Source organism: Spartinivicinus marinus (assembly GCF_026309355.1).
Lineage (GTDB): Bacteria > Pseudomonadota > Gammaproteobacteria > Pseudomonadales > Zooshikellaceae > Spartinivicinus > Spartinivicinus marinus.
In genome coordinates this window covers 3,788,026-3,805,447 of record NZ_JAPJZK010000001.1, presented here as the reverse complement: position 1 = coordinate 3,805,447, position 17,422 = coordinate 3,788,026, and the positions used below count along the sequence as shown (strand labels likewise).

General features: G+C 43.1%; 16 protein-coding genes. 4 read left to right on the top strand and 12 right to left on the bottom strand.

From position 1 onward, the window contains the following. Nucleotides 1-210: 210 nt before the first annotated feature. Nucleotides 211-831: a 23S rRNA (uridine(2552)-2'-O)-methyltransferase RlmE gene (gene rlmE, locus OQE68_RS17340; RefSeq protein WP_180570270.1), complete on the bottom strand. Its 621-nt coding sequence runs from the start codon at nt 829-831 to the stop codon at nt 211-213. 261 nt (nt 832-1,092) lie between these two features. On the opposite strand from rlmE, the gene yhbY reads away from it, so the two are divergent. After that, nucleotides 1,093-1,398, top strand: coding sequence for a ribosome assembly RNA-binding protein YhbY (gene yhbY, locus OQE68_RS17335; RefSeq protein ID WP_180570269.1), 306 nt, complete (start codon nt 1,093-1,095; stop codon nt 1,396-1,398). A gap of 48 nt (nt 1,399-1,446) precedes the next feature. Here the strand turns inward: yhbY and greA are convergent, their stop codons facing one another. From greA to grpE, 7 genes are all read right to left on the bottom strand, one after another. Continuing rightward, complete coding sequence (greA, locus tag OQE68_RS17330) at nt 1,447-1,923, bottom strand: transcription elongation factor GreA (RefSeq protein ID WP_180570268.1); 477 nt, start codon at nt 1,921-1,923, stop codon at nt 1,447-1,449. Further along, nucleotides 1,916-5,140, bottom strand: a complete 3,225-nt coding sequence (carB, locus tag OQE68_RS17325; RefSeq protein WP_180570267.1) for a carbamoyl-phosphate synthase large subunit — start codon at nt 5,138-5,140, stop codon at nt 1,916-1,918. The genes greA and carB overlap by 8 nt, the downstream gene beginning before the upstream one ends. A 59-nt stretch (nt 5,141-5,199) precedes the next feature. Beyond that, on the bottom strand, nt 5,200-6,330 hold the full coding sequence (gene carA, locus OQE68_RS17320; protein ID WP_180570266.1) for a glutamine-hydrolyzing carbamoyl-phosphate synthase small subunit: 1,131 nt from the start codon (nt 6,328-6,330) through the stop codon (nt 5,200-5,202). Nucleotides 6,331-6,632: 302 nt separating this feature from the next. Continuing rightward, nucleotides 6,633-7,436 (bottom strand): 4-hydroxy-tetrahydrodipicolinate reductase, encoded by an 804-nt coding sequence (gene dapB / locus OQE68_RS17315; protein WP_180570265.1) that lies wholly within the window; start codon nt 7,434-7,436, stop codon nt 6,633-6,635. 11 nt (nt 7,437-7,447) lie between these two features. Further along, nucleotides 7,448-8,602, bottom strand: a complete 1,155-nt coding sequence (dnaJ, locus tag OQE68_RS17310) for a molecular chaperone DnaJ (RefSeq protein WP_180570264.1) — start codon at nt 8,600-8,602, stop codon at nt 7,448-7,450. 132 nt (nt 8,603-8,734) lie between these two features. Further along, nucleotides 8,735-10,657, bottom strand: a complete 1,923-nt coding sequence (gene dnaK / locus OQE68_RS17305; RefSeq protein ID WP_180570263.1) for a molecular chaperone DnaK — start codon at nt 10,655-10,657, stop codon at nt 8,735-8,737. Between the two features lie 146 nt (nt 10,658-10,803). Beyond that, nucleotides 10,804-11,442 (bottom strand): nucleotide exchange factor GrpE, encoded by a 639-nt coding sequence (gene grpE / locus OQE68_RS17300; protein WP_180570262.1) that lies wholly within the window; start codon nt 11,440-11,442, stop codon nt 10,804-10,806. 289 nt (nt 11,443-11,731) lie between these two features. Between grpE and recN the strand changes: the two genes are divergently transcribed. Next, entirely contained in the window at nt 11,732-13,414 is a 1,683-nt protein-coding gene (gene recN / locus OQE68_RS17295) for a DNA repair protein RecN (RefSeq protein ID WP_180570261.1), read from the top strand. A gap of 102 nt (nt 13,415-13,516) precedes the next feature. Here recN and fur read toward each other — a convergent pair whose 3' ends face one another. Further along, nucleotides 13,517-13,918, bottom strand: coding sequence for a ferric iron uptake transcriptional regulator (gene fur / locus OQE68_RS17290; protein ID WP_180570260.1), 402 nt, complete (start codon nt 13,916-13,918; stop codon nt 13,517-13,519). Nucleotides 13,919-14,009: 91 nt separating this feature from the next. Between fur and OQE68_RS17285 the strand changes: the two genes are divergently transcribed. After that, nucleotides 14,010-14,468 (top strand): outer membrane protein assembly factor BamE, encoded by a 459-nt coding sequence (locus tag OQE68_RS17285; RefSeq protein WP_180570259.1) that lies wholly within the window; start codon nt 14,010-14,012, stop codon nt 14,466-14,468. Between the two features lie 124 nt (nt 14,469-14,592). Here the strand turns inward: OQE68_RS17285 and OQE68_RS17280 are convergent, their stop codons facing one another. Genes OQE68_RS17280 through OQE68_RS17270 form a run of 3 tightly spaced genes read right to left on the bottom strand, consistent with a single transcriptional unit; the run spans nt 14,593 to nt 16,747 of the window. Then, nucleotides 14,593-14,907 (bottom strand): RnfH family protein, encoded by a 315-nt coding sequence (locus OQE68_RS17280; RefSeq protein ID WP_180570258.1) that lies wholly within the window; start codon nt 14,905-14,907, stop codon nt 14,593-14,595. Further along, nucleotides 14,900-15,331, bottom strand: coding sequence for a type II toxin-antitoxin system RatA family toxin (locus OQE68_RS17275; RefSeq protein WP_180570257.1), 432 nt, complete (start codon nt 15,329-15,331; stop codon nt 14,900-14,902). The genes OQE68_RS17280 and OQE68_RS17275 overlap by 8 nt, the downstream gene beginning before the upstream one ends. Before the next feature lie 45 nt (nt 15,332-15,376). Continuing rightward, the gene (locus OQE68_RS17270) at nt 15,377-16,747 is read right to left on the bottom strand and encodes a sodium-dependent transporter (RefSeq protein ID WP_180570256.1); all 1,371 of its coding nucleotides are present in this window, start codon (nt 16,745-16,747) and stop codon (nt 15,377-15,379) included. 176 nt (nt 16,748-16,923) lie between these two features. On the opposite strand from OQE68_RS17270, the gene smpB reads away from it, so the two are divergent. Then, nucleotides 16,924-17,400, top strand: coding sequence for an SsrA-binding protein SmpB (smpB, locus tag OQE68_RS17265; protein ID WP_163832326.1), 477 nt, complete (start codon nt 16,924-16,926; stop codon nt 17,398-17,400). Nucleotides 17,401-17,422: the final 22 nt, after the last annotated feature.

Below are 17,422 nucleotides of genomic sequence, written 5' to 3'. Positions count from 1 at the left end.
TGTTTGTAATTATGCGGCTAAGATAAAGAAGTTGGCTGTATACTTACTTAACGTTTCTTTAAAGCTGCACAGTATTTTACAATCGTTCCACGAGCATGCTAAACAATAGCACTAGCCAAAGTTTATGGTGCTATACCTTACTACAGATCCATTACTTGAAACAGTTTCTCATCTATAGTTTAGCGCTATTAACTCTATTACCGAAGCTGATTAACCTTTAAACCCCTTTCCAAGCAGATAAACTTCACGTGAACGCGATCTTGATGCTTGTGGTTTTCGAGTTACCACTGAAGCAAAAACCTCTCGCATCGCCTTAAAATATTGATCAAATCCTTCACCTTGGAATACTTTCGTTAAAAAACACCCCTTCGGTTTCAGCACTTGCAAGGACAAGTCCAGTGCTAGTTCAGCCAAATACATAGCTTTAGGCTGATCAACGGCCTTCATACCACTCATATTGGGGGCCATATCAGAAATTACAAGGTCTACTCTATCAGCACCAATTGAAGCCAAAATTTCTTTTAAAACGGCCTCCTCAGTAAAGTCACCTTGAACAAAGCTAACATCAGCAATAGGGTCCATTGGCAAAATATCAGAAGCGACAACTTTGCCTTTATCCCCGATCAACTGCGCAGCCACTTGAGTCCAACCGCCAGGGGCCGCCCCCAAATCAACCACTGTCATGCCAGGCTTGAGTAAGCAATCTTTTTGCTGAATTTCCAGCAACTTATAGCTGGCTCGGGAGCGGTAGCCATCTTTTTGTGACTGCTTTACAAACTGATCAGAAAAATGTTCTTGTAGCCAACGATTACTGCTTTTTGACCGCCCCATAACCTACAATTCTCATTAAAAAATTATATTGATAAATAAGTGGTAGCATTATAAAAGCAATAGGAGAGCCTTTAACAGCCAAACTACCATGCTTCAAAATTTTTGGTTTACTCTTACTCACTATTTCACTTGAGCCACTATGCAACAACCTAACAGTTCTTGTATTATCCGCGACCTTATTTGATGGTGTATGCTTCTTAATTACAGTATGCTCCTCTAGTTTATCATGAGAAATCACTTAAGTTTTACGGAATCATTTACATGGCTTTAACCGCTGCACAAAAGAAGCGCTTTCGCACCATCGGCCACAATCTCAAACCAGTGGTTACCATTGCTAGTAATGGGCTGTCAGCAGGGGTTTTAGAAGAAACCACTCGAGCCCTAGCTGATCACGAACTAATCAAAGTTAAGTTTGCAGTGGGAGATAGAGAAGCAAAAAAAGCATTTATTGGTGAGCTTTGTAAAGAAGTCGGTGCTGAACTGGTTCAAACCATCGGCAATATTGCACTCATTTACAAACCAGCCAAAGAGCCGAATCCAGCATTATCAAACTTATTACGCAGCTAAAAAAAAACCCCTGCTCAAAGGGGCTTTTTTATTTATCAACAGAATAGTTTATAGGTGCTTAACTTCTGCAACCTCATACTCAGTGTCACCAGCAGGCGTCTTAACCAGAACAACATCCCCTTCTTCTTTACCAATTAAGGCTCGAGCAATAGGAGAACTCACGGATACTTTATTACTTTTAATATCCGCCTCATCTTCACCCACTATCTGGTATTCCATTTCTTCATCTGAGTCTAAATTAATCAGCGCAACTGTAGTACCAAAAAACACTTTACCCGTTTTAGCAATTTTGGTGACATCAATTACCTGAGCGCTTGATAATTTCGCTTCTATTTCATTGATCCGTCCTTCAGTGAAGCTTTGCTGCTCCCTAGCTGCATGGTACTCAGCATTTTCCTTAAGATCACCATGCTCTCGAGCATCGGCAATTGCTTGAATAATTCTTGGGCGCTCAACCCCTTTTAGTCGTTCTAACTCATCCCTTAGGGCACGTTCACCCTGGACAGTCATTGGAACCCTATTCATTCATAATACCTTTGTGCAAATCCTGTAGCCGACGAACTGTTCGCTCAGGGCCAAATTGAATTGCCTGAGCAACAGCCTCAGCTCCTGCTAATGTAGTAGAGTAAGGCACTTTATGCTGTAACGCTGATCGCCTAATCATATAAGAGTCAGCAATAGCTTGGCGCCCCTCGGTAGTATTGATCACTAGCGAAATTTCGTCATTTTTAATCATGTCAACTAAGTGCGGACGGCCTTCAGTCACTTTATTCACTCGCTGAATTACCAGGCCAGCTGACTCTAAAGCTTTTGCTGTACCAGCAGTTGCGTAAATACTAAAGCCTTGAGCAATAAGTGCCTTTGCCACACCAACCGCTCGTGGCTTGTCTTCATCTCTAACACTGATAATAACTTTGCCTTCTGTTGGCAGCATAGCATGAGCAGCCAGATGTCCTTTAGCAAAAGCTTCTGCAAAGCTATCCCCCACCCCCATCACTTCACCTGTTGATTTCATTTCAGGCCCTAAAATCGGGTCCACACCTGGAAACTTATTAAATGGAAAAACCGACTCTTTCACACAGAAATAAGGGGGGATTATTTCCTCAGTAAAACCAACTTCTGCTAGCGACTTGCCAGCCATTACCAGTGCTGCCACTTTCGCTAACGAGCGGCCTATGCATTTTGAAACAAATGGTACCGTTCGTGAAGCCCTTGGGTTGACTTCAATGACATAAATTTCGTCATCCTGAATTGCCAGTTGCACATTCATTAACCCAACTACGCCCAGCTCAAGCGCCATTCGCTTCACTTGCTCGCGAATCTGATCCTGAAAATCTTTGCTGAGACTGTAGGGAGGTAGAGAGCAGGCAGAATCACCAGAGTGTACGCCCGCTTGCTCGATATGTTGCATAATGGCGCCAATCACCACAGCTTTACCATCACAAACCGCATCAATATCAACCTCAATGGCACGGTTCAAGAAAAAGTCTAGTAAAACCGGACTGTCATTGGAAACCTGAACCGCTTCCCGCATATATTTTTGCAGTTCTTCTTCATTACTTACGATTTCCATCGCTCGACCACCCAGCACATAGGACGGACGAACCACTAAGGGATAACCAATTTCCGTAGCAATGGTGACAGCTTCATCAGTACTTCTTGCCGTGCCGTTAGCAGGCTGCTTGAGTCCTAACCGCTCAATCATTTGCTGGAAGCGCTCACGATCTTCCGCACGGTCAATCGCTTCCGGAGTAGTACCAATAATAGGCACACCTGCCGCTTCAAGGCCTCTAGCCAATTTCAGAGGTGTTTGTCCACCATAATGAACAATCACTCCTTGCGGCCGCTCAACTTCAACAATTTCCAGCACATCTTCTAAAGTGACTGACTCAAAATATAGTCGGTCGGACGTATCATAGTCTGTTGAAACCGTTTCAGGGTTACAGTTAACCATAATGGTTTCATAACCATCTTCCTTGAGCGCCAGCGCCGCATGAACACAGCAATAATCAAATTCAATACCCTGACCAATCCGGTTTGGCCCACCACCCAGCACCATGATTTTAGGCCTAGCGGTTGGTGCTGCCTCGCACTCCTCATCATAGGTCGAATACATGTAGGCAGTGGAAGAAGCAAACTCAGCTGCACAAGTATCTACTCTTTTATAAACAGGGCGCACTCCAAACTTCTGACGATGCTCGCGGAAGCTCTTTTCACTAATCCCTAATAACTTGGCCAAGCGCGCATCAGAAAATCCTTTACGCTTCAATTGGAAAGTCAGCTTCTCATCAATCTCATGAAGCCCCAGCTTAGCAACGTTCTCCTCAACTTTAACCAAGTCTTCAATTTGCACTAAAAACCAGCGATCGATCTTCGTAAACTCAAAGACATCATCTACAGATAGACCTGCTCTAAATGCATCTGCCACACGCCATATTCTTTCTGCTTTTGGAGTTATCAACTCAGACTTTAACGTTTGCAACGCATCTTCAGCATCCAAGTTCTGCATGGAGTCAAACCCATCGACCCCCACTTCCAAACCTCTCAAGGCTTTTTGCACAGACTCTTGGAAGTTACGGCCAATCGCCATCACCTCACCGACAGACTTCATTTGCGTGGTCAATCGAGCATCTGCTTGAGGGAATTTTTCGAAGGCAAAACGAGGGATTTTAGTGACTACATAGTCGATTGCAGGCTCAAAAGAGGCAGGGGTTGCACCACCAGTGATATCATTCTTCAACTCATCCAGGGTATAACCTACTGCTAACTTAGCCGCTACCTTAGCAATTGGAAAACCAGTTGCTTTAGAGGCTAGTGCAGAAGAGCGAGAAACCCTTGGGTTCATTTCAATGACTACCATCCGACCATTGTTAGGGTCCATACCAAACTGTACATTTGACCCTCCAGTCTCTACGCCAATTTCCCTAAGCACAGCAACCGATGCATTTCTCATCAGCTGATATTCTTTATCAGTAAGCGTTTGTGCAGGTGCAACCGTTATTGAGTCACCGGTATGAACGCCCATCGGGTCAAAGTTTTCAATCGAACAAACAATAATGCAGTTGTCGTTTTTATCCCGAACAACTTCCATTTCGTACTCTTTCCAGCCAATCAGCGATTCATCAATTAAAAGCTCATTGGTTGGTGATAAATCCAAGCCTCGCTGACAGATTTCTTCAAACTCTTCACGGTTATAGGCAATACCACCACCCGTTCCACCCATAGTGAAAGACGGACGAATAATACAAGGAAAGCCAACTTCAGCCTGCACTTGATAAGCTTCTTCCATGCTGTGAGCAATACCCGCTTTTGGCGTTGCCAAACCAATGGCTTTCATTGCTTCATCAAAGCGGTGACGATCTTCAGCTTTATCAATAGCATCATGGTTTGCACCGATCAGCTCTACTTTGAATTGCTCCAAAATACCATGACGGTGCAAATCCAGCGCACAATTAAGGGCCGTTTGCCCCCCCATTGTTGGCAGCAGTGCATCCGGTTTTTCTTTTTCAATGATTTTAGCGACTGTTTCCCAACGGATTGGCTCAATATAGGTAGCATCCGCCATCACAGGATCAGTCATAATAGTAGCGGGGTTAGAGTTAACCAAGATTACTCGATACCCCTCCTCCCGAAGTGCTTTACAGGCTTGAGCCCCCGAATAATCAAACTCACAAGCTTGGCCAATCACAATTGGCCCAGCCCCTAAAATCAGAATACTTTTGATGTCAGTCCGCTTTGGCATGGCTATCTCTACACTACAAAACTAAATGGTCAGGGTTACCTATCTACTTCCACTACCTATTAACGCCGAGCTTTAATTAGCTCTATAAAGTGGTCAAATAGTGGTGCTACATCATGGGGGCCTGGACTTGCTTCAGGGTGTCCCTGAAAGCTAAATGCTGGCTTATCAGTTAGGTGTATTCCCTGTAGCGAGCTGTCAAATAATGACTTATGAGTTACTTTTACATTTTCAGGGAGGGAGCTTTCTTTTACTGCAAACCCATGGTTTTGACTGGTGATCATAACTTTCGTAGTCATCAAGTCCTGAACTGGATGGTTTGCTCCATGATGGCCAAACTTCATTTTTTCAGTTTCAGCACCAGCTGCTAGCGCTAGTAATTGATGTCCAAGGCAAATACCAAAGACTGGGATTTCAGTCTTCAAGATAGTTTGAATTGCTTTAATTGCGTAGTCACAAGGTTCAGGATCACCAGGCCCGTTAGATAGGAAAATACCATCAGGGTCCATTGCTAATACTTCATCAGCAGGCATGGTTGCTGGTACAACGGTTAGATGGCAACCACGGTCAGCCAGCATCCGCAAAATATTACGCTTAACACCAAAGTCATAAGCAACTACATGATAGGGCTGAGTATCGTGATCAACATGAGCATTGGCATCAAGCTCCCAAGTTCCTTCAGCCCAGTCATAGTTTTCTTTGGTAGTTACTTCTTTAGCTAAATCCATTCCTTTTAAGCCAGGAAAGTCTTTTGCCAAAGCAATTGCTTTGTCCTCATCTAAGTTTTCGCCTGCTATAATGCAACCGTTTTGTGTACCTTTTTCTCGTAATAAACGAGTTAGCCGGCGGGTATCAATTTCAGCAATCGCAACAATATTTCGCTCAGCCAAGTAGTCCGATAAAGACTGCTCATTTCGCCAGTTGCTAGCTAACAATGGCAAATCACGGATAATCAAGCCACCTGCCCAAATTTGGGAAGATTCTTCATCTTGTTGATTAGTTCCGGTATTTCCAATATGAGGATAAGTAAGCGTAACAAGCTGGCGGGCATAGGAGGGATCAGTGAGAATTTCTTGATAGCCTGTCATTGCAGTATTAAAAACTACTTCACCACTGGCGTAACCTTCAGCGCCGATGGCAACCCCTCGAAAAATACTGCCATCTTCGAGAGCGAGAATTGCTGCCTTAGCCAATGAAAATCTCCCCTGTAAATAAATTAACCAAACATTTTTGTAGGCCATAAAAAAGCGAGATGTAACAAAATGTTTCATCCCGCTTTTCTGCGAGCAGCTATTTTTTTGGGATATTTAATATCGCCTTTTAAATAACTTACTCATTGATAAAGAGCTTTAAGGCTTGCGCTATTTAATGAAATAAATATAGTCGACAACTGACTTAATTATAACAATTACCAACTACGTACAAACCTTAACCGTTCAGTCGGCACAAATTGACGGAATTTTATATGAACCCATCTGTTTGGTCTAGCAAAAATTTAATTTAATGCCAGCACATCCTGCATATCATAAAAACCGGCTGGTTGTTGCTGAAGCCATTTCGCCGCTCTCAGTGCTCCCTTAGCAAAAGTTTGTCGGCTACTGGCTTTATGGGTAATTTCCAGGCGCTCACCTTCAGTTGCAAACATTACTGTGTGCTCGCCCACAATATCGCCTGCACGGACAGTGGCAAAACCAATCGTCTGCGGATCACGTTCACCTGTGATACCTTCACGCCCATAAACAGCGCACTGAGACAAATCTCGACCAAGGGCATCTGCAACTGCTTCACCCATTCGCAAGGCTGTGCCTGAAGGCGCATCCACTTTATGACGATGATGAGCTTCCACAATTTCAATATCAGCCTCATCACCCATGACTTGAGCTACCAGTTGCAGCAACTTCAAGCTCAAGTTAACTCCAACACTAGTATTTGGCGCTAACACAATAGGAATAGCATTCCCTGCCTGTTGAATTTGCTGTTTTTCTTCATCAGAAAAGCCAGTGGTACCTATGACCATTGGCTTTTTATGTGCCTTACAAATTTCCAGATTAGCTAAGGTGAAATCAGGACGAGTGAAGTCGATTACTACGTCAACCTGACTGATCTGCTCTACAAGATTATCAACTACAATCAGACCAACTTTACCAACACCCGCCAACTCACCTACATCAACACCAATCAAGCTACTACCAGTTCTTTGTACAGCCAGGGTGAGTTCAACTTGTTGGTCATTCTGGCAAGCTTCTACCAATGCTTTACCCATCCGACCAGATACACCTACTACCCCTATTCGGGTCATGCTCACTCCCCCTAAACCTTCATGTCACCAAAGAAGTTTTTGACATTTTCAAACCACGAAGTCTTTTTTGGCGACTGCCGATGATGGCCTTCTGCTTCAAAGGAATCTTGAAGCTCTTTTAATAACTCTTTCTGTTTGACTGTTAGATTTACTGGCGTTTCCACCACTACCCGACACAGTAAGTCACCTTGAGAGCCTCCACGAACAGGTATTACTCCTTTATTCCTTAACCTGAATAGCTTGCCAGTTTGGGTTTCAGGTGGCACTTTCAATTTGACTCGACCATCCAAGGTAGGCACCTCCAGCTCTCCACCCAAGGCCGCATCAATGATGCTAATCGGCACTTCGCAATAAAGATGTTTACCGTCTCGATGGAAAATAGGGTGATCCTTAACATAAACTTGCACATACAAGTCGCCAGGAGGTCCTCCATTAAACCCAGCCTCACCTTCACCCGCTAAGCGAATTCTGTCGCCACTATCAACACCTGCTGGCACCTTAACCGATAGCGTCTTATATTCTTCCGTTCGTCCAGAGCCATGGCATGAATGACATGGGTCTTTAATTACTTTCCCGCTACCATGACAAGCAGGACAGGTTTGCTGTACAGAGAAGAAGCCCTGCTGCATTCTTACCTGGCCTATACCACCACAAGTAGTACAGGTTTCAGGCTTAGAGCCTTTTTTCGCACCTGAGCCATCACAAGTACCACACTCCACCTGGGTAGGAATGCGAATTTTTTTGCTTACGCCTTTAACCGCCTCTTCTAGCTCTAACTCCAAGGAGTAGCGTAAGTCAGCTCCTCGCTGAACACTACTCTGGCTACGACCACCACCGCCGCCGCCACCAAAAATATCCCCAAATACGTCACCAAAAATATCACTGAAGCTACCAGCGCCTCCCGCACCAAAGCCGCCAAACCCTCCAGCACCTTGGCTAGGATCAACCCCTGCATGGCCATACTGATCATATGCAGCCCGTTTTTGAGAATCGGATAAGATTTCAAAGGCTTCATTAACCTCTTTAAACTTATTTTCAGAATCCTTATCGTCAGGGTTACGATCAGGATGGTACTTCATCGCCATCCGGCGATAAGCTTTTTTTAGATCCCGCTCCGAGGCATCTTTGGCAACCCCGAGCACCTCATAGTAATCACGCTTGGCCATAAACAATAACCTGCCAGTTAGTTCACTGGTTAATAATAATTCAGTGCAGTCTCCTTATCACAGAAACAACAACGCGGGAGATCCCTCCCGCGTTGGTCAGACTGCTATAGACAACACGTTTGCCAAAGGCAACTACTTATTGTCATCTTTAACTTCTTCAAACTCTGCATCAACAGCGTCTTCAGCTTTTTTATCGTCTGCAGCTTCATTTTGCGGCTGCTGTGCCTGACCATCTGCTGCTTGCTCAGCATACAGCTTTTGTGCCAGGTTAGCTGAGGCATCTGTTAGCGCCTTTGTTTTTGCTTCAATCGCTTCTTTGTCATCACCTTTCACGACTTCTTCAAGTTCGCTAATGGCTTTTTCAATATTCTCTTTTTCGTCCGCAGTAACTTTGTCTTTTGCTTCTTCTAAAGTCTTGCGAGTTGCATGAATCATAGAGTCAGCTGTGTTACGAACACCGATTAGCTCTTCGAACTTACGATCTTCCTCAGCGTGGGCCTCTGCATCACGCACCATTTTATCAATTTCATCATCTGACAAACCGCTAGATGCCTTGATAACGATAGATTGCTCTTTATTTGTTGCTTTATCTTTCGCAGACACATGCAAAATACCATTTGCATCAATATCAAAGCTTACTTCAACCTGTGGCACGCCACGTGGTGCAGGAGGAATATCACTTAAGTCAAAGCGACCAAGCGACTTATTTTCTTGCGCACGCTTCCGCTCGCCCTGACAGACATGAATAGTTACCGCTGTCTGGTTGTCTTCAGCTGTTGAGAAAACTTGAGACTTCTTGGTTGGGATAGTTGAGTTTTTCTCAATAAGAGGCGTCATCACCCCACCCATTGTCTCAATACCCAGAGTCAGAGGCGTTACATCAAGCAGCAGTACGTCTTTAACATCACCCGCCAATACAGCAGCCTGAATAGCAGCACCCATGGCAACTGCCTCATCCGGGTTTACATCTTTACGTGCTTCTTTACCAAAGAATGCTTTGACCTTCTCTTGAACCAACGGCATCCGGGTTTGACCACCCACTAAGATAACTTCATTAATTTCAGAGATATCTAAGTCAGCATCTTTTAAAGCAATGCGGCATGGCTCAATTGACCTTTCTACCAACTCTTCAACCAAAGACTCTAATTTAGCACGAGTTACTTTTACATTAAGGTGCTTCGGTCCTGAGGCATCTGCAGTAATGTAAGGTAAATTGACATCAGTTTGCTGGCTAGAAGAAAGCTCAATTTTAGCTTTTTCTGCAGCTTCTTTTAGGCGCTGCAAAGCCAATGGGTCATTGTGCAAGTCAATACCAGACTCTTTTTTGAACTCATCAGCCAGGTAGTCGATCAAGCGTAAGTCAAAATCTTCACCACCCAAGAAAGTGTCACCATTAGTTGATAACACTTCAAATTGATGCTCACCATCTACCTCTGCAATTTCGATAATAGAAACGTCAAATGTACCGCCACCTAGGTCATATACAGCAATAGTGGAGTCACCACGTTTTTTATCTAAGCCATAAGCCAGCGCAGCAGCAGTTGGCTCATTAATAATTCGCTTTACTTCTAAGCCAGCAATACGACCTGCGTCTTTAGTCGCTTGACGCTGAGAGTCATTAAAGTATGCAGGAACGGTGATAACTGCCTCTGTTACCGTTTCACCTAAATAGTCCTCTGCTGTTTTCTTCATCTTTTTCAAAACTTCAGCAGAAATTTGTGGTGGTGCTTTCTTATCACCTTTTACTTCAACCCAAGCGTCACCGTTATCAGCCTCTACAATTTTATAAGGCACCATTTTAATGTCTTTCTGAACGACATCATCTTTAAAGCGACGGCCTATAAGACGCTTAATTGCAAATAAAGTACTATCCGGGTTAGTAACCGCCTGACGCTTTGCAGGCTGCCCTACCAGCGTTTCACCTTCATCAGTAAATGCAATAATAGAAGGGGTTGTGCGCGCACCTTCAGCATTTTCGATAACTTTTGGATCACCATCCATAATGGCGACACAAGAGTTTGTAGTTCCTAAATCAATACCAATTATTTTGCCCATTTCAACTCTCCCCTCTCTGCCATCCAACCAGCAGAGACATGAAATACTCTAGCGTTAACTCGATTATCGCTGTTTGCAGGTTGGGTAACTTTGCCAGTGATAACCACTAAATCTTGCTTTTGAATATGTGTGCTATTTAGTTAATTTCAAGCTTTTTCATCAATTTTTGTTGCACTTGCTTTAGACACAACAACCATTGCAGGGCGAACTAAGCGGCCATTTAAGGTGTAGCCTTTTTGAATAGCAGCCAACACTGTGCCAGGCTCTGCATCTTGGCTCTCTTGCATAGCCATTGCCTCATGGAATTGAGGGTCAAAAGGCTCCCCAACAGGATCAAGCTGCTCAATATTAAATTTCTTAAGAACGTCCAAAAACATCTTCAGGGTTAGCTCGATACCCTCATGCATTGCTTTGCTGGCTTCTTCTCCAGTGGGTGTTGCCGTTTCTAGTGCTCGCTCTAAACTATCAACAACTGGTAACAACTCATTTGAAAATTTATCCAAGGCAAATTTATGTGCTTTTTCAACATCCTGTTTTGCTCTTCGCTGTACATTTTGCATTTCAGCCTGCGCACGTAAGACATGCTCTTTTGCTTCATTAGCTTCTGCCAGCGCAGTACCTAACTGCTGCTGTAATGCTTCAAGAGAAGCTGCATCCTGGGCCTGTTCATCTAAAGAGCTTATTTCATCAGAACCGGCACCTAGCTCTTCAGCTTGCTGAGTATCAACTTGATCATTGCTAGCAACCTCTTCTTGCTCATTCGGTACTGACTTCTCTTCACTCATCCCAGGTCCTCCTCAAAAGTAATCATTCGCATAAGTTTTATGCCCTAAAACCTCTTACTGGTGCTATATGGGGTTAAAGGTTTAGGTTTCAACCAAGTACTAGCTTCTTTTTTTGCCACATTTTTCTTCCAAAAAAATCATCACATGACTTGACACAAATACCTGTATAAACGTATATACTGTAAAAATAAACAGTTAGCGATTTTTTGATAAGCGCTTATGTCTTTCAGCCAAGCAAAAGCTTGGCTTTTAAGAGATATAGCTTTTATTAGCTAAGAGGGCTATATACATGCTGACCCAACTCGTAATAAAAAACTTTACCATTGTCGATCAGCTAGAAATTGATATTCCCACAGGCATGACTGCAATTACCGGTGAAACAGGAGCTGGGAAATCTATCATGCTTGATGCCTTAAGTTTGGCTTTAGGGGAGCGTGCCGATTCAACTGTAGTTCGCAACGGCGCTGCTAAAGCAGAAATTCTTGCCACATTTGAGTTGAGCAACTGCGTTGAAGCGCAAACCTGGCTAAAAACCAAACAGCTTGAAAGTGAGTACGAAAATGAGTGCATTTTACGTCGAGTAATCAGCCGTGAAGGGCGATCACGCAGCTACATTAATGGCAGCCCATCCCCACTACAAGACTTACGAGAGCTTGGCAGTTTATTGCTGGAAATTCATGGCCAGCATGCACATCACTCTCTACTCAAAAAAGACTGTCATCGCCAGCTATTAGATGAGTATGGCCAGCTTACACATCTTTATCAGCAACTTGTTACCACCTATAAAAAATGGCAGCGAAAAACCCAGCAACTTGAGATTATTACACGTCAGTCCGAAGAGCAGCAGGCCAAGCAACAACTACTCGACTATCAGCTTAGCGAATTAACCTCTCTTGAGTTACATGAAGGAGAAGTAGGCGCCTTAGAAAAAGAACAAAAACTATTAAGCAATATTGACGCTTTACAACAAAACTGCCAACAAGTGATAGATATTTGTAGCGAAAGTGAATCGACCAATTTATTGCAATTACTTAATCATTCACTACAAGTGCTTTCCAGTTTAAACACTGACAACCCACAATTATTAGAAGCACAACAACTATTAATCAATGCCCAAATTCAAGTTGAGGAAGCAGAGTCTTCTTTGCAACAAGCCATTCATCAGTCACAAGCCGATCCACAGCATTTACAAGAAATAGAGCATCGACTGAGCTGCATATACGATATTGCTCGCAAACATCGCACTCACCCCACTGAACTTGTCGCATTGCAACAGCAATTAGAAAATGAATTAAATCATTTAGCAGCCTCTGATGAGTTAATCGCTGAACTGGAAACGACAACCAAACAGTTAGCTGATGAATATTTTCAGCTGGCAGTAAAACTCTCTAAAAAAAGGCAGCTAGCTGCAAATAAACTGAGCAAGGCCGTTACATCAGAAATCAATCGTTTAGGTATGCCTCAAGGTCAATTTGAGGTAAAAATAGACGCAATATCCAGCGCCAAACCATTACCCTCAGGCCTGGATAGCATTGAGTTTTTAGTAACAGCCAATCCGGGGCAATCATTAAGGCCCATTCAAAAAGTTGCTTCCGGAGGTGAATTATCCAGAATTAGTCTTGCTATTCAGGTAGTCACAGCGCAAACCAGTACAACCCCAACACTCATTTTTGATGAGGTTGACGTGGGGATTAGTGGAGGTACCGCCGAAGTGGTTGGCTCATTATTGCGCCAAATTGGCAATCAAGGACAAGTGTTGTGTGTTACCCATCTACCTCAAGTAGCTTCACAAGGCCATCATCATTTCAATGTAAAAAAAGCAATAAAAAATAATACAACATTTACTCAAATTGAAGCTCTAACCCCTACCGGGAAAGTATCTGAAATTGCTCGACTACTAGGCGGGGTAAAACTAACAGATCAAACCCTAGCTTACGCAGAAGAAATGCTACTTAACGCACAAACAAGCTAATTTAAAAATATTATTAATATTTGCCACACTAGTTCTTTAACACAATTTAAAAAGCCGACTTACATCGGCTTTTAATCATTTACACAAGCTTACTCTATTTTATTATTTTTTGGGCCTTACATAGAGCACCAAGCTATGGTCGATTAACTCAAATCCATGCTTCTCTGCAATTTCATGTTGCAGCCGCTCGATATCCTTGTCACAAAACTCAACAATTTCACCAGTTTCCATACAAACCATATGATCATGATGATCCCCGTGCGCTAACTCAAAAACTGAGTGACCACCATCAAAGTTATGTCTGACCACTAAGCCAGCACTTTCAAATTGAGTCAAAACCCGATAAACAGTTGCTAGCCCAACATCCTCATCAGCATCCATTAGTGCTTTATATACATCTTCTGCACTCATGTGACGCTGTTCATTACTTTCGAGAATTTGCAAGATTTTTACACGTGGTAAAGTAACTTTGAGGCCCGCTTTTCGTAACTCTTGATTTTCCACAACCCTATCCTATATAAACAGTGCACTTAGCAGATGCCAAGAAGTAAGGTATTATCACATTTTGACCCAAGATAGTGGAAGTCTATCCAAGATGCAAAAGACCATAATGCGACTCATAATTTTAGTAAGCTTAACATGTTTATCTGCCTGCTCTTTATTTAGTGACAGCCAGCATCAATCTATCAGTTTCCCTGGCGTGCATAAAATTGATATTCAGCAAGGCAATGTTGTAACCCAAGAAATGATTAACCAGCTCAGACCGGGTATGACTAAACGTCAAGTACGTTACATTATGGGAACCCCCCTATTAGTTGATACTTTTCAACAGGATCGGTGGGATTATATTTATAGCTATCAACCTGGAGGAAAGTCACGTGTTCAAGAGACACTCAGCCTTTATTTCTCTGATGGTAAGCTCAGTCATTTCACGGGAGACTTTCGGCCAGAGCCACCCCCAGCAATTGAACAGCCACAGATTTCAGCTGAGCCGACAGAAGAGGCCTCGGCAACACCTATTGAAGAAGACGTAATTAAAGATATTATTGAATAATTATTTGCAACCTAACTGCTATCTTATCTAAAGGCAGTTGAGTAGATAGAACACAGATAAATAAATAGACCTGGATACATACTCGCGATTTATCGAGTTAATGTATCCTGCCACTACCAATATACTACTGCTGCTCAGTCTCTCGTTTTTGCTTGGCTTGGGCAGCACGCTTTTTCCTGACCTCCTTGGGATCGGCTATTAGTGGACGATACAGTTCAACCCGCTCCCCTTGTTCTAGCACTCTTTCTTTAGGTTTAGGTACTACCTTACCTAATATACCAAACTTACAACTCTCCCAATCAATTTCAGGAAAAGCTTGATCAATCCCTGACTGACGAGCAGCATCGTAGGCTGTAATCCCTTTTTCAACCGTCATAGCAATAATCTTTTGCTTATGAGGCAACGCATATGCCACCTCTACTTGAATTTCTTCAGCCATAATACTCTTTTGCTCGCTTACAAAAAGCATCTACCATGGTGTTAGCAGCTCCATTAAACAAGCTACCTAGCGTAGCTTCCATCATCTTACTTGAAAACTCAAAGTGCAGACTTAACGACACCTTACAGGCACTCTCTTCTAAAGGAAGGAAATCCCACTGCCCAGTTAAGCTTTTGAAAGGCCCTTCTATCAGCTCCATATGAATAGCGCTGCCATACTCAAGCCTATTACGAGTTGTAAAACTATGTTTAAGCCCACCTTTTGCTAAGTAAAGGGTTGCCTCTACTAGCTCGTCAGTTTGCTGATGAATGGCTGTATCGACACACCAAGGAAGGAAATGAGGATAAGATTTAATGTCATTTACAAGATTAAACATTGCCCTGGCCGAATAAAGGACCAGGGCTGAACGACTGATTTGTGTCATATTGTTTATGACAATCCAAATAATTACTGGCAAATAAATACGTGATTAACTAAATGCTTTATACAACGTAGTCACAAATATCACAAGTACAGCCAAAGGAGAAAGCACTCGAGCAGCAGCACGCCAGGTGTTAAAGCGAACTAAGTTCTGCATAGCCAACTCATTCAACACAACGGAACGTTTTAAGATCCAGCCAGCAAATATTGAAATGAGCAAACCTCCCAACGGCAACATAATATTGGCTGTTAGGAAATCTAACAGATCAAAGAAGTTTTTATCAAACAGCTTAACTTCTGACCAAATATTAAATGAGAAGACTGTACCTAAGCCAAGTAGCCACACAATCAAGCTGAAACAAATCGTTGCAGTTAACCGAGAAACATTATGCTGCTGAACAATATAAGCAACCGCTGGCTCAATCAACGAAATAGCAGAGCTTAGCGCTGCAATCGAAACAAGCAAAAAGAATATCGTACCGAAAATTTGCCCACCAGCCATGCTACCAAAAGCTTGTGGTAACGAAACAAACAGTAATCCTGGCCCCGCACCGGCCTCAAGACCATTTGCAAATACAATTGGGAAAATAGCCATACCGGCAACTAATGCAACCAGTGTATCCAATACCGCAATTGTCAATACAGTACCACCAATTGATGCCTGCTTGGGCATATAGGCTCCATAAGTCATAATGGCACCCATTCCTAAACTTAACGTAAAGAAGGCATGCCCCATTGCAACCAGGATCGCTTCACCAGTCAGTTTGCTGAAATCAAAGGCAAATAAAAACTTTAAACCCTCTCCAAACTTATCTGTACTGGTTATGCTGTACCCAACCATGACCAGCAACAAAACAAATAGCGCAGGCATCATAATGCGCACACTGTTTTCCAAGCCTTTATGAATACCTCTGGCAATGATGATGGCCGTTAAAATCATAAACAGGGAATGCCAGAAAATTAATCGGCCTGGGTTACTGGTAAGATCACCAAACATTTCCCCTGTTTGCTTGGCATTTACACCGTTAAATAACCCCATACCAATATCGGCAGTATAGTTAAGTGCCCAGCCTGCAATAACACTGTAAAAAGATAAAATAAGAAAGCCAGCCAGTACGCCCATCCAACCGACCAAGCTCCAGGCCCTAGTTGATCCAGACTCTACCGCTAGGTCACCCATCGCATTAATAGGATTACGACGAGCATGACGGCCAATTAATACTTCTGACATCATGATGGGTATTCCCACCACAGCAATACATGCTAAATACACTAAAACAAAAGCACCTCCCCCGTACTCCCCAGTGATATATGGAAATTTCCAAATATTCCCCAAACCGACTGCCGACCCAGTAGCAGCCAAAATAAAAGTCCACCGCGTGGCCCAAGTCCCACTTACAGCCTTATGCGCTTCAGCCATGTGTAACCTCTTGTAGTTGTAATTGGCGTATTAACCCCCATAAAGCATAGCGAGCTTAGTGCTAGCAACGCTTAACAGGTTAAGATGTGGCATTTTAGTCATTTACCCCTGTCAAACAAGAACATATACCACAGAGTGATAGCACATTTTGTTATATAACCGTATAATATACCACTATGGTAAAGAAACAGAAAAAGTCTGGTCAGTCCAGCAGTACAATTGTTCTCAATAAAAAAGCTCGCCACGACTACCATATCGATGAACGGTTTGAGGCGGGAATAGCCTTATCTGGCTGGGAGCTAAAAAGCCTGCGTGCAGGTAAAGTACAACTAGTGGATAGCTATGTCTTACTTAAGGATGGTGAAGCCTGGCTAGTAGGTGCCAATATTACTCCTTTAAGCACAGTATCTACTCATGTTGTAGCAGACCCGCAACGAGACAGAAAATTACTACTTCACCGCAAAGAACTAGCTAAGTTATTTTCTATTACCCAACAAAAAGGGCAAACCTGCATCTGCACAGCTCTTTATTGGAAAAAACACCTGGTTAAGTGTGAAATTGCAATTGCCAGAGGTAAAAAGGATTATGACAAACGAGCAGCAGAGAAAGAAAAAGACTGGCAGAAGCAAAAGCAACGGCTTATGCGCCACTAGTTTTATTTTAGGGTTGAAACTT